10 protein-coding genes are annotated in these 14,119 nt (G+C 29.0%); 9 read left to right on the forward strand and 1 reads right to left on the reverse strand.

From position 1 onward, the window contains the following. Positions 1-36: 36 nt before the first annotated feature. The 6 genes from EI71_RS00665 to EI71_RS00690 all read left to right on the forward strand — a co-directional run bounded on the left by EI71_RS00665 (position 37) and on the right by EI71_RS00690 (position 8,526). On the forward strand, positions 37-4,665 hold the full coding sequence (locus tag EI71_RS00665; RefSeq protein ID WP_162849630.1) for a DEAD/DEAH box helicase: 4,629 nt from the start codon (positions 37-39) through the stop codon (positions 4,663-4,665). Between the two features lie 222 nt (positions 4,666-4,887). Further along, entirely contained in the window at positions 4,888-6,231 is a 1,344-nt protein-coding gene (locus tag EI71_RS00670; protein ID WP_119015318.1) for a DUF2130 domain-containing protein, read from the forward strand. A gap of 40 nt (positions 6,232-6,271) precedes the next feature. Further along, the gene (locus EI71_RS00675) at positions 6,272-6,781 is read left to right on the forward strand and encodes an SHOCT domain-containing protein (protein ID WP_119015319.1); all 510 of its coding nucleotides are present in this window, start codon (positions 6,272-6,274) and stop codon (positions 6,779-6,781) included. A 5-nt stretch (positions 6,782-6,786) separates the two neighbouring features. Then, positions 6,787-7,245 (forward strand): hypothetical protein, encoded by a 459-nt coding sequence (locus EI71_RS00680; RefSeq protein ID WP_119015320.1) that lies wholly within the window; start codon positions 6,787-6,789, stop codon positions 7,243-7,245. A gap of 13 nt (positions 7,246-7,258) precedes the next feature. Further along, on the forward strand, positions 7,259-7,621 hold the full coding sequence (locus EI71_RS00685) for a YccF domain-containing protein (RefSeq protein ID WP_119015321.1): 363 nt from the start codon (positions 7,259-7,261) through the stop codon (positions 7,619-7,621). A gap of 110 nt (positions 7,622-7,731) precedes the next feature. Next, complete coding sequence (locus tag EI71_RS00690; RefSeq protein ID WP_119015322.1) at positions 7,732-8,526, forward strand: hypothetical protein; 795 nt, start codon at positions 7,732-7,734, stop codon at positions 8,524-8,526. 32 nt (positions 8,527-8,558) lie between these two features. On the opposite strand, the gene EI71_RS00695 is transcribed toward EI71_RS00690, so the two are convergent. Further along, complete coding sequence (locus EI71_RS00695) at positions 8,559-9,926, reverse strand: MATE family efflux transporter (RefSeq protein ID WP_119015323.1); 1,368 nt, start codon at positions 9,924-9,926, stop codon at positions 8,559-8,561. Positions 9,927-10,095: 169 nt separating this feature from the next. Here EI71_RS00695 and EI71_RS00700 point away from each other — a divergent pair, with 169 nt between their 5' ends. Genes EI71_RS00700 through EI71_RS00710 form a run of 3 tightly spaced genes read left to right on the forward strand, consistent with a single transcriptional unit; the run spans position 10,096 to position 14,118 of the window. After that, positions 10,096-11,202 (forward strand): cation diffusion facilitator family transporter, encoded by a 1,107-nt coding sequence (locus EI71_RS00700; RefSeq protein WP_162849631.1) that lies wholly within the window; start codon positions 10,096-10,098, stop codon positions 11,200-11,202. An 8-nt stretch (positions 11,203-11,210) separates the two neighbouring features. Next, positions 11,211-12,353: an HAD family hydrolase gene (locus EI71_RS00705; protein WP_119015325.1), complete on the forward strand. Its 1,143-nt coding sequence runs from the start codon at positions 11,211-11,213 to the stop codon at positions 12,351-12,353. Between the two features lie 13 nt (positions 12,354-12,366). After that, a complete protein-coding gene (locus EI71_RS00710; protein WP_119015326.1) occupies positions 12,367-14,118 on the forward strand; it encodes an ABC transporter ATP-binding protein in 1,752 nt (583 codons plus the stop codon). Position 14,119 lies beyond the last annotated feature (1 nt).

Here is a 14,119-nt window from a genome sequence, read left to right on the forward strand (position 1 = left end):
TAAATTAACAGGTTTCGATTATTGGAGGTATAAAATATGGCTCTTAGAGTGGATTTTGGTGGTAGTTATAACGAAAGTCAACAAAGAAAAGCTAATGAAATATATGTTAAGATTCAAAATACATTTTCGAAATTTGAAATGTCTGATAAGGATTTTTTTGAATTAATGAAAACAAATATTGATGGCTACTATTTTTCATCAGCTAATTTTGATAGAACTGCTGAAAATAGAAATAATGGTGATAAGTTAATAAGAAATATATTTTTGAGACCACGTATTGATTCTGAATTTTCTCAAATGTTGGAAGGCAATGGGTTTATTTTAATTGGGGATGTTTTTATTAATCCTCGAGAAGAAAGATCATATTTTTCTGTAAATGACTTTTATTTATGTGAGAATAGTTCTCAAATGGAATATGAAGTATTTGCAAATGCTCCAATTAATTTGAGAACTTTATACGATGAATGGGATTTAAGACAAACTAATACTGTTCTTAATCTTGATTTGATATCTGAATTACCATACATTGTATCACCTATTAAATTTAAACGTTTCATAAAAAAGTGGGAAAGCTACTTAGAATTTGAATATGAATTAACAAAAATGGGAATAAAGTATAAAACAATTAAGAATCTAAGATTTGATGTTTTATATGAAGTAAATGCAAATGAAATCAATAGGGATACATATAAGAATGATATTCTTGTTGAATTTGAAAAAAAACTGTATGTTAAAGAGAATTCACAGTATTTGACAGGTGAAGAAAATCAATATGTATTTGCATCTATTGAATTGGATAAGAGTAGTGATTTAAAGTCATTCTTTAATCAATCATTATCGCTTGTTGCGAAAAGAAGAAAAGGATTACTAGATAAACTTATTAATGGTGAAGATGTTGAGGATATTGTTCAAGTACCTCTTGGAGAATTTTTAATGTCTAAAGACACAGAATTTAAAACAACCATTGCGTATTTTTATGTACCAGATGCAATTGATGATGAAGGTAATGCTGATCTAGCAAGCTTTAGAGAAGCGAATAAACATACATTAGATGATGATCCAGTATTAGCTAGTACAGCAACTGGAGATATAGCATTGTATAAGCGCGGTAAAGCCGCAATCGATAATATGAAAAAAGGAAAGGTTAAAAATCCTTTCTTAGTAGGACTATTAATTGATCCGGCTCATTTTGAATCTCATGTAGAATTGTATAATGAAGATAATGTTGAATTTGCACTTGAAAAGAAACTTAATTCAAGCCAAAAAGCAGCGATTATCAAAGCTTTAAACAGTAATAGTATATTTGCACTTCAAGGTCCTCCTGGAACTGGTAAAACACAAACAATAACAGAACTTGTATATCAATATAATAAAATGGGGAAGAAGGTTTTAATTTCTTCACAGACACATATCGCTATTGATAATGTTATTGAACGTTTACCACATGAAATGAATATATTGCCTATTAGATTAGTTAAAGATACAAAACGAGCAAATGTCAAGTATTTACCAGATAAATTATTAGATAATCTTTATGAGTCTGCATATGATAAGTTTTCAGAGAAGATAGAAAATTACAATAATTTCTCTAAAGAAATAGATGCAATTCAAGCTCATTTTGAGAGTAATAAAGAGTTATATTCTAATATTAAGAGTAGACAACAGAAATGTGATAAATTAAATGATGAAATATCTGGCCTTAGAAAAGAATCACAAATATATGCAGACCAATTACTTGAATTAGAACGTGAAGAAAAGAAAGCTCAAGCAAATAAAAAATTCTTGCTTGAATATTATAATAACGAGCTTGATTTTAATAAAATTACTGATGATATTTATAATGAAAAATATTATGAAATGCTCGAAAGTTTGTTTAAAGAATTAGGCTTTGATGAAGAAGAATCAATCACAGATCATATTCTAATGCTTAAGAGAAGAATTGGAACAACTAGAATAGAACTTTTAAATGAATTATCAAATGGAAAAACAGGGAAATCTAAAGAATATATTGATATAGAAAAACAAATAGAAGACCAGAAAAATGCAATTAAGGCATTAGAAGCTATGAATAATCCATCTTTAGCATCTGCAATCGAAACAACAAGAAGTAACATTAATTCTCTTTTAAGAAAATTAAAGGATCTTGATGAAGACGGTGGAGAAAAGATTGTTGATCTTTCAAATACAACTTTCTATTTTGTTAAAGATAAATCAAATCCTGAAATGGCTATTTCAGAGGAAATCAAGCATATAAATAATGCAAATGAATTGTATAAAAAACATGTTAGGAATTTAATGAACAGCAAATTTATTAAATCGTTAGAAGAAAATGATGTTTCTAAAGAAAAAGAAAAAGTAGATGAAGAATATAGACGAGTTGATGTAAAAATTAAGGGTCTTGAACAGGAACTTAAAGAATATTTAGAACCTATTAAAACCCAAAGAGAACATTTAACTGAGTATTTTAATTCATTCTTTTCTGAAAAATTAAATAATAATTCATTGCCTGAATCTGATGAAGAAAAGTTTAATAGAATTCAAGAATATATTAATGAACAGCAAGAACAATTTGAAGAATTCAAAGAAAATTACGATTTATATCGCCAAATTTATGAAGATAGTGTTCAATTGCTAAAAGATAGAAAGAATATTTTAGGCAGACAAAGAATTAAATTTACAAAAGATTTGTTTATAAATAATGCAAATGTGTATGGAATTACTTGTACATCATCGGCAACTTTCTATTCTGATAGAAACGATTATCTTAAAGCCCTTAATATTGGTGATGTTGATGTTTCTAAACAAGACTTTGATGTCGTAATTATTGATGAGGTTTCCAAAGCAAATCCTATTGAAATTATGATTCCGCTTTTATATGGAAAGAGTGTCGTTTTAGTTGGAGACCAAAGACAATTACCACCAATATTTAAATATAGAGATTCAATGTTTAAAGATTTCACTGATAGTCAAATGAGTAAACTTTTTAAGAATTACACATTAGACCAAATAAAAGAACAAGTTGAAAGCAGCTTGTTTGAAGAAATTTATAACTTATTAAAATACAATAAAGCAATGCTTACTCAACAATATCGTTTTAATAGTCAGATTATGAAATGCGTTAATGTATTTTATAATGATAAACTTGAAGCTGGGTGGGGAAGTGCTCAGGATAATAAGAAGCAACATTACTTGAAAGTTGATTATAAGCATAAAGGTAAGGATGTTGTAATTTTTGATCCTAAGTATTCTACATATTGGTTTAATACTAATAAATATGCAGATGATGTTGTAGCGTATGAGAAGTCTAAAGAAGGGAAAACCTCTCTATATAATGAATTAGAAGGGAAAGTAACCTATGAACTATTAAAGCTTTTAGACTTAGGATATGGAGATTTAAAAAAGAATACACCTGCAACATATGAAAAGGCAATCGAGACAACAGAAAATAAAAAACCAAGTGTGGCAGTAGTTTCTATGTATGGTGCTCAAATTGGGTATATAAAGAATTTAATCAAAAATGACAAATATAAGTTTGCTAATATAGATGTAGATATTTCCACTGTTGATAATTATCAAGGCAAAGAAAAAGACATCATCATAGTAAATTTTGTTAGAAATAACAAAAGAGGAGATGCAGGAGAATTCATTAAGAAATTCAACCGTATTAACGTAGCTATATCAAGAGCTAGAAATATGTTAATTGTTGTTGGAAGCAAAGTAGCATATTTATCAAATGATGAATATGAATCTTATTTAAATGGTAAAACAATAAAAAACAAAGAAGTTCCAGCACATTATGATAAAGATGGTAACCTCTTAGATGTATCATGCATGAAATCAACAGCCTTTTTCACAGAAAGTCGGCAATATTTAAATGATTATGAGACTGCCCTTATAGGATTTGATTTGATGAAGCCAATAATGAAGAATAGGATGATTCAGTTTATTGAAGATTCCTCAGTGTCTTCAAAAGTATCTCAAAACTCTAAGTTTAATTTTTTTATATCAAGTAGGTATAAAGATATACTTGGTAGAGTAGAAAAATATTACTATAAAGAAAAAAATAATTTTGCTTTTAATAAAAAACTAAATAGTATGTTAGGTTTTGTCACAGAATACTGTGCCAAAATAAAACTAGATTATTCTTTGCCAAATGTTGTTGATAAAGAATTTAATATGTTTGGTAATGGAAAAAGAGCGAAAGACTCTAAGATGATTAGAAAAGCCATACTATTATATAAAAATCAAATGAAAAGTGTTTTTAGTTCAGAAATATCAAAAAGAATCCCTACACTTACAGTATGGAAACTATTAGATGCTGCATATGATTCTTTTGTTTCTACGGTTGATAAATTATCTAATAGAGCAGTGGAATTGATAAAGAGTTTTTCTATTGAAAAAGAAAAATACATGGAATATGCTGATTTATCTGTTAGGCATATTAGAGGTTTAGCAGATTTTATTGATGACAAAAATATATTAGATTTAAAGTGTACAGCTTGTATTAATGAAATATATATCAAACAAGTATTAGCATATTATTATTTATCACAAAAAAGAGGCTTATCTATTGAAAATGTAATTGTATATGATGCCGTATCAAATAGATATATAAAAATAAATATGAATACTACTGAAATTATTACTAATTATGAATTAAAATGAAATAAATTTTATCCCGAGAGTAGAAAATACTTTCGGGATTTTTTTCTTTTTCTGTAAATTTTTTTACGTTATTTTATAATATGCTAACTTTTATCCCTGGTGGTTCATTGAAACCACTAGTTTTTTGTTTTGATAGAATTAGGTATTACTAAGGCTGTTTTTCTATTTGTTTAATGATATAATTATTACGATAATTAATTACGATTAAGAGGGGTTTCTAAGATGAAAAAAGTTAAATTTGCTGTAAAAGATCAAAGATCATTAGAATTACAAGAAGATGCATCTAAGGGTGATATTATTGATTTAACAGATGAAATATCTATTGATACATCTAGTATTGAAGTTAAAATTAAAAATGAAATAGATGCATTAAAGGATAATGAGTACAATAATAGATTAAAAAAGGAAAGAGAAGATTTAGCTATAAAAGCTAAATTAGAAATGGAGAATTCCTTACAAAAACAAAAGAGTGAATATGAACAAAGAATTGCTAAACTAGAAGAAAGTATTCATAAGGCTGAATTAGATAAGGATTTAGCTTTAAAGGAAAAGGAAATAAAAGAAAAAGAAGAAATTAATAGATTAGATTCTAAGCTTAAGGAAGCTGAAAATGAAAAGAAGCTTGCTGTAGCAGAAGCTTTAAATAAAAAAGAATTAGAAATTAAACAAAAGGAAGCTAAAATCTTAGGCTTAGAAGCTGATATAAAATTAAAAGAACAACAAGCAGAGCTTGAAAAGAAGAGTATTGAAGATAAATATAAAGAAAGATTAGAGATGAAAAATGCTGAAGTAGAATATTATAAGGATTTAAAAAAGAAGCTATCTACAAAGATGGTTGGTGAAACCTTAGAACAGCATTGCTTAATTGAATTTAATAGAGTTAGATCTTATGCATTCCCTAATGCTTATTTTGAAAAGGATAATGATGTAGTAGAAGGTACAAAGGGAGACTTTGTCTATAGAGAGGATTTAGATGGAGTTGAATTATTATCCATTATGTTTGAAATGAAAAATGAAATGGACACTACTCAAACAAAGCATAAGAATGAAGACTTCTTAGATAAGCTAGATAAGGATAGAAAAAAGAAGCATTGTGAATATGCTGTATTAGTTACATTGCTTGAAGCTGATAATGAATTATATGATAATATTGTAGATGTATCTTATAAATATCCAAAGATGTATATTATACGTCCTCAGTTTTTCTTATCTTTAATTGGATTACTTAGAAATTCTGCACTTAATTCTATTAAGTATAAAAAAGAATTAGAATTAGTAAAGAATCAAGATATTGATGTATCTGATTTTGAAGCTAAGATGCTAGATTTCCAAGATAAGTTTGGAAGAAATTATCGTATTGCATCTGAAAAATTCCAAACAGCAATTGATGAAATAGATAAATCTATTGCTCATTTAAATAAGATTAAGGATGCTTTAATTTCTTCAGAGAATAATTTAAGACTTGCAAATGATAAGGCACAGGATTTATCTATTAAGAAATTAACTAGAGGAAATCCAACAATGCAAAAGAAATTTGAAGATGTAAAAAAGGGTATTGAAGAATAAATAAAAATGATATAATACGTTTAAAAGTGGAGGTTATATTATGGGACAGGTATTGACAAAAACAATTAAATTTGAAGGAAAAATCAACTTTGTTGAATTAATGGACAAGGTAGTGAATATGCCAAATGTATTTGATATTAGAAGAAAAGAGTATTTAGAAAAGAATAAGTTTGTACTTAATTTTGCATATAAGGATATGGTAGTAGAAAATACTGGCTTATTCCGTACTACATCTTTTGCAAGATTTCAAACAGTATTCACTCAAGTTGAACCTAATTTAGTTCAGCTTGCAACAGAATATGGTTTTATTGGTAGTGCATCCAATATGGCCTTAGCTGATAAGATGAATGACATTATTGCAAAGTATTTAAATGAATCTAGAAGTAACGTAGTAGATGCAGAATATAATGATGTACCTACACCAGATAGTGATTTCATTTCATCTGCAGATAAGCTTTTAAAGGCTAAGGAATTATATGATAGGGGAGCAATATCTTTTGATGAATATGAAAGATTAAAGAATAAATTTATGGAAGATGCTTTAAGGTAATTGTTATGCAAAATATACCAGGAGCTACATTTAATGCATATTTTTACAATTTAATCAGTAAGCTATTCATGATGGGACAAATTCCAGATAATATTATGGATAATGATGATACTGCTAAGGTATTTATTGAAAGAACAATAGATGCCATTGGCTTTGTATCTAAAATGCCAACTCCAGAAGGATATAAGAATTTATTCATTAAAAGCTATAAGGATGAAAAAGGATCCTTCTTATATATTGAATTACCTGATGCATCTAAGGATTCTGATTCTAAGGTTTTATTATTAATGAATGTATTAGGCACTAAGAAGTTTTATACTGTAGAAAAGTTTGGAGATAAGTTCTATACTTGTGAGTATACTAACTCATCTAAATCAACTTCATCCTTTATGATTAGTGAATATAATGATGCAATGGAGCTATATTTTTCATTAACAGGAACTGTTAGTGAATTTATTAGTTAAGGGAGGATTTATTATGAAGGTATTAGGAAATATTCTTTGGATTATCTTTGGTGGATTATTCTGGGCAATTAGCTCATTTATCGCAGGAGCCCTATGGTGTGTAACGATTATTGGTATTCCTGTTGGACTTCAATTATTTAAGGTTGGTAAATTTGTAATATGGCCATTTGGTAAGACAGTTACACCACAAAAGGTTACAGGCTTTAAGATTTTCTTAAACATTTTATGGATAATATTTGGTGGTATTGAAAGTGCAATTGGTTATTTCTTAACAGGAGTTTTATTCTGTATTACCATTATTGGTATTCCATTTGGTAAGCAATATTTCAAGATGGCAAGATTCGTTCTTACTCCACTTGGATATGGATTTGAATAGTTTTTAAGCTGGCTACATTGTAGCTGGCTTTTTTAATCACTATAAAATATATAGAAAACCTTATAATAATTGTGTTATAATTATTTTAATAATTACGTTGGAGGATTCTTATGGATAATGTTTTTGTTAAAATAATTGAAGGCTCAAACCTAACAGATAAGGAAGCTTGTGAGCTATTTAAATGTAATGAGAGTGAGCTTAAGCAAATAAAAAAAGGCACACAAAAGCCAACAACAGAAGGCATTTATGCCATCACTAAGCGCTTTGGGTGCTCTATGGATTATGTTATGACAGGTAAGCCTACTCAAATTGCAGATAGAAGATTAGAATTCTTATATGAAAAGAAAAAGGCAAAGGATAATCAAGAGATTGCCTTAATTGAATATGAGGAATATCTACTTGAAAATGATATTAGACCAACAAAGGCAATGATTAATGCCTTTGATAAGGGTAAAAAGGTTTTAAATACATATCAGGTATTAGCAATTAATAATTTCAATTATATTGAAGTATTATCTAAATCAAGCTATATGCCACTTGGTGGATATAAGGCATCTCCATTTAAAGAGGCCAATGAAAATTTAATTACTAATTGGGATAATTTAAAAAAGGCTTGTGGAAAGCTTTATGTAAATGATATCTTAACAGATGATGGATTTGCAGAATATGCACTTTTAGAGGATGCACCTGTAAATGCGAGAAAGATATTATCAGAAATATCTAATGGTAGTAGAAAGTGGAATCCAGAATTGATTTTAAAATTAATTGCGAAGGGTGCTTGTGTACAAAAGGCAGCTAGAATTGATTCTAATAATAATCTTGTATTCCAAGATGACTTTGTATCTACAAAGCTACTTGAAAAGCTTTGTAAGGAAGAAGTAGAAAATCAAAAGAAGAAGAAATAACAAATAAGGTGGAGCTTTTGGCTCCACCTTTATTACGCTAGTATGATTTCTTTTTTGGGTTTTGTTACAAAAATATAGAAGATTATTGCAAGAAGCATGGATAATCCCCAACCAATTGGCCAACTAATCCATATACCATTAGAGCCCATATGGAATGCATATGGGAATAGGAATGCTAAACCTACTCTTAATCCTAAATCTAAGAAGGTATCAATCATAAAGAATCCCATTTTTGCATATCCTCTTATTACACCATCTGCAATTAATTTCGTAGCAACCAAGAAATAAAATGGTGCAATAATATGTAAGAAATTATTCGCAACGGAAATGGCTTCTTCTGATGTATTCTTCTCTAAGAAGATTTGTACTATATATCCTCCTAAGAAGAAATATAGAATGGAAAAAGGAATAATTAATACTAATGTCAATTTAAATCCGGCTAGGAATCCTGGTCGGATTCTTTCTTTTTTACCAGCTCCAAGGTTTTGGGCTGTGTAATTTGATATACCATTACTTAGGGTAGTTAAGCCAGTAATTACTAGGTTTTGTAGTTTAATTACAGCAGAGTAACCTGCCATAGTGGCTTCCCCGAAGGAATTAATTACGCTTTGTATTGCAATATTACCAATAGAAACAAAGGATTGCTGCAAAATAGATGGTATTGCAATAACAAGCATTACCTTAAGCATTCTAAAATCATATGGCTTAACCTTATCTATATCATTATCGAAAGGCTTAAGCCTTTTTAATCTTATGATAACTATAATAAAGGATAGTATTGCAGATACTCCTTGGCAAATAAATGTTGCCCAAGCAACTCCTTCAATACCCATATGAAATGCTTTAACAAATAATATATCCATTCCTACATTACATATAGAAGATATAGCTAAGAAGATAAATGGTGTTTTAGAATCACCAAATGCGGCAAATATACCTGTACATAGGTTATATATAAATACAAATAATAAACCATAGGTATATATATCTAGATATAACTTAGAATCTTGGATTAAGCTTTCAGGAGTTTTTATTAATTTTAATATAGCCTCACCTAAGGTTAATCCTATAATCATTAATATTACGCAGGTTATTGTTGTAGTAATTAAAGCAGTATAAATAGAGGTTTTCGCTTTATTAATTGCTTTTTGTCCAAAGAATCTAGATACAATGACAGAACAGCCCATATTACATCCGAATGCGAATGCTAAATAGACTAGGGTAATCTCATAAGAGTTTCCAATGGCAGCTAGTGCAGACTCTCCATCCTCTAACATTCTTCCTGCAACTAAGGAATCTGCAATGCTATATAATTGTTGAAATATTACAGAAGCAAATAAGGGAAGACAAAACATCCATATAACCTTACTTGGCTTTCCTAAAGTTAAATCCTTTGTCACAATTATCACCTAAAATGAGTATAACACGCTTTTTTATAATCTGTAATTTATTATAGAAAACAAAACGTTTTCTTTTTGTTACATTTATATTTCATATTGTTTTTGTTCTAAAATATAGATGTGATATAATTCTTATATATTATATAAAATGTGCGTTTTGGAGGTTTCTATGAGAGAAGTATCTATAAGAGAAAAAAAGATTACAGAAACAGGTATTATTGGAATACTTGCGAATGTATTACTTGCAGTAGGTAAAGCAATTGTTGGTTTAATTGCTGGTGCAGTATCTGTAATTTTTGATGCAATTAATAGTTTAAGTGATGCCATATCTTCAATTATTACAATTATTGGAGTGAAGCTATCTAAGAAAAAACCAACAAAGAAGCACCCTTATGGCTTTGGTAGAATTGAATACTTTTCTACCATTATTATTGCAGCGATTATTCTAGCTACAGGAGCAACTGCCTGCTATGAGGCAATCCAAAAGATTATTCACCCAGAGGATGTTGAATTTACATGGGTTACTGCAGTAGTTGTAGGATCTGCAATTGTAGTTAAAATTGCTTTAGGATTATTTACACGCGCTCGTGGTAAAAAATATAATTCTGAATCCTTAGTTGCATCCGGTACAGATGCATTAATGGATTCTATTATTTCTATTGCCACATTAGTTTCTATTGGAGTATTCCTTATTTGGAATGTCAATATTGATGGTTGGATTGGTGTATTAATTTCTATCTTTATTATTAAAGCAGGCCTTGAAGCACTATTTGAAGGAATTTCTCATGTTATGGGAAAAAGACCAGATGCAGCTATTACTGTAGCAATTAAAAAGAGTGTAAATGAGATTCCTGGTGTATTAGGTACTTATGATTTATTATTACATAATTACGGCCCAGAAAATGCAATTGGTTCTTTGCATGTTGAAATTGATTCTAATTTAACTGCAGAAGAGATTCATAAGCTAACGATGCAAATTCAAATAAAATTGATGGAAGAATTCCATATTATGATGACTGTAGGTATTTATGCAGTAAATAAAAAGGATAAAGAAAAATATGAAAAGATAAGAGAAATCATAAAATCCTATCCTGGTACATTAGGATTTCATGGATTATTTGCTGATGATGACATGAAAAATATGTCCTTTGATATATTAGTGGATTTTACAATTAAAGATAAGAAATCTTTTATAGATGAAGTAACAAGTAAGGTTAAAGAGGAATATCCAGATTATAATGTTTATATTAATTTGGATATGAATTATAGTGATTAGGAGTATTTATGAAAATACGTAAGGGAGATATTAAATATATATCAGACTATTTAGATATTTATGACTCTGCAATGAAGTTCATGGCAGAATCTGGGAATAAAAACCAGTGGACTATCGATCACCATCCAACAAAAGAGATGATATTAAATCATATATCTAATGGTAATTTTTATGATATATGGGATAATGATTTAAATAGTGTTGTTGCATGCTTCGCTTTAATTTTCGGTATTGATGATACCTATAATGAAATTGAAGGTGCATGGTTAAATGATGAAGATTATGTAACTATTCATATGGTTGCAAAGAAGAAATCCGCTAAAGGTATATTCCATGCAATATCTAATTTTGCAAAGGCAAGATGCAAAAATGTAAGAATAGATACCCATAAGGATAATATCATTATGCAAAATGCAATATTAAATCGAGGATTTAAATATTGTGGTATTATTCATTTAAATGATAAGAATCATTCTGAAAGATTAGCTTATCAATATGTAGAAAAAGATATTCCTTTTCAAGATTACAAATTATTTATTGTAGATTATGATGGTACTATTATTTCTTCTATGGAAATGTGGGCACATACTTGTAGTAGTTTTTTAAAAGAAAAGGGCTGTAAGGTATGTGAGGATATAGATTCTAAAGTAATTACAATGACCAATAGAGATGCAGCAAGCTATATTCAAGCAAACTATTTACCAAATTTAACCTTGTTTCAGGTTATAGGTGAAATGAATACATATGTAAAAAAGTCTTATGTAAATCAAAGATTAAAGCCTAATGCATTATCATTATTAGAAAAGCTTAAGAGTATAGGCAAGGTAATATTATATTCTGCAACATCTATGGCACTACTTGAAGCGTCTTTAGATGCTTTAGGTATTAAAGATTATTTTGATAATATATATTCTGGGTCTGAATTATGCTTGAGTAAGCAAGATGGTACAGGCTTTATATCTCTTATTTCTAAAGAAGGCTTTAAAGTGGAAGATGTATTAGTAATTGAAGATTCTACTCATGCAATTTTAGGGGCTAAAGGCCAAGGTATAAAGGTTTTAGGAGTAGAGGATACATCCAATTTAAGACATCTATTTTTAGATTATGAGCTTTGTGATTATTTTTTACCTTTAAATTATGCTTTAAAGTAAGGGAGAATTTCTTATGTTTAGATTATTAAGATACATGAAGAAATACTGGTATATCGCAATACTTGCTCCTATATTTATGATTATAGAAGTTGGCATGGATATGTTTTTAACGAAATATATGCAATTAATGGTAGATGATGGCATTTCTATAGGATCTATGGATAATATTATTCATTATGGCTTAATTATGATTGGTATATTAGTTTTAGGCGTAGCTGGTGGTATGCTTTCCAATATATTTACAAATATAAGCTGTTATAAATTTGGTAATGATTTAAGAAAAGCTGTATTTACTAAGATTATGGATTTATCCATACATCAAGCAGATAAATTTAAAACAGGCTCATTAGTTACTAGAGTAACCAATGATATTACTCAAATACAAAATATGATTGCTATGTGCTTAAGAGGATTAATAAGAAGTGCTTCCTTCTTTGTATTGGGTATTATTTTTACTTTAAGCATATCCAAAAACTTTGGAGGAGTTCTTTTAGTAGTTCTTCCTTTAGAAATAGTTTTAATGATTATATTTATGGCAATTTTATTCCCTGTATTTAAAAAGATTCAGGATAAGCTAGATAAGGTAAATACTGTAGTATTAGAAAATGTACAGGGCTCTAGAGTTGTTAAGGCATTTTCTAAGGAGCAATATGAATATAATCGTTTTGTTGGTGTAAATTATGATTATACAGAAAAAGTATTATTTGTATCTAAAATTACAGCATTCCTATCTCCATTATTAAACTTAATAGTATATGGTGGACAAATCATTATTTATTATATGGGTGGAACAGTAATTGTAGATGCATTTAAAAATGGTATTACTCCAACATTAATGGTTGGACAAATTACTCAAGCAATCACCTATATTACAATGATTTGTATGTCCTTATTAATGCTTGGTATGACATTTACTATGATTGCAAGAGCTTATGCATCTGCATCTCGTATTAATGAGGTATTAGATGAAAAGCTAGAGCTTATAGATGGTAATTTAGATATAGCATTAATTGAAGATAAGGATAAGGGAACAATTTCTTTTGAACATGTATCCTTTGGATATCCTGGTGCTAAGGAGGATATATTAAAGGATTTAAATTTCAAAGTAAAAAAGGGAGAAACTATTGCGGTAGTAGGATCTACTGGCTGTGGTAAATCTACCTTAGTAAATCTAATGGTTCGACTATTTGATACAAAATCAGGTACTGTTTATATTAATGGTCATGATGTAAAAGAATATAAAAAGGAAGATTTACACAAAATTGTAGCAATCTGCTTACAAAAGGCAGAGCTCTTTGCTGGAACTATTGAAGATAACATAGCCTTCGGTAAACCGGATGCTACATTAGATGAAATTAAATGGGCTGCAAGAGTAGCTCAGGCAGAAGAATTCATTTTAGGTAAGGATGAGGGCTACCAAGAGGTAGTAACAGAAAAGGGAACCTCGCTTTCTGGTGGACAAAAACAAAGAATGTCTATCGCAAGAGCTATTTTACGTAAGCCAGAGATTTTAATTTTTGATGATTCTACAAGTGCACTGGATTTAGTAACCGAAGCTAAGCTTTATCAGGCTATGAAGGCAGATTTATCTTATGTTACAAAAATTATTGTTGCTCAAAGAATTGCAACTGCAAAGAATGCAGATAGAATATTAGTGCTTGATAAAGGAGTAATTGAATCCTTTGGTACACATGATGAATTAATGGAAAATTCATTAGTGTATAAGGATATCTATTTATCACAGCTAAAGAGGGAGGAAGAGTAAT

Origin of the sequence: Anaeroplasma bactoclasticum, assembly GCF_003550015.1 — a bacterium.
In the GTDB taxonomy this organism is placed as follows: Bacteria; Bacillota_I; Bacilli_A; order Acholeplasmatales; family Anaeroplasmataceae; genus Anaeroplasma; species Anaeroplasma bactoclasticum.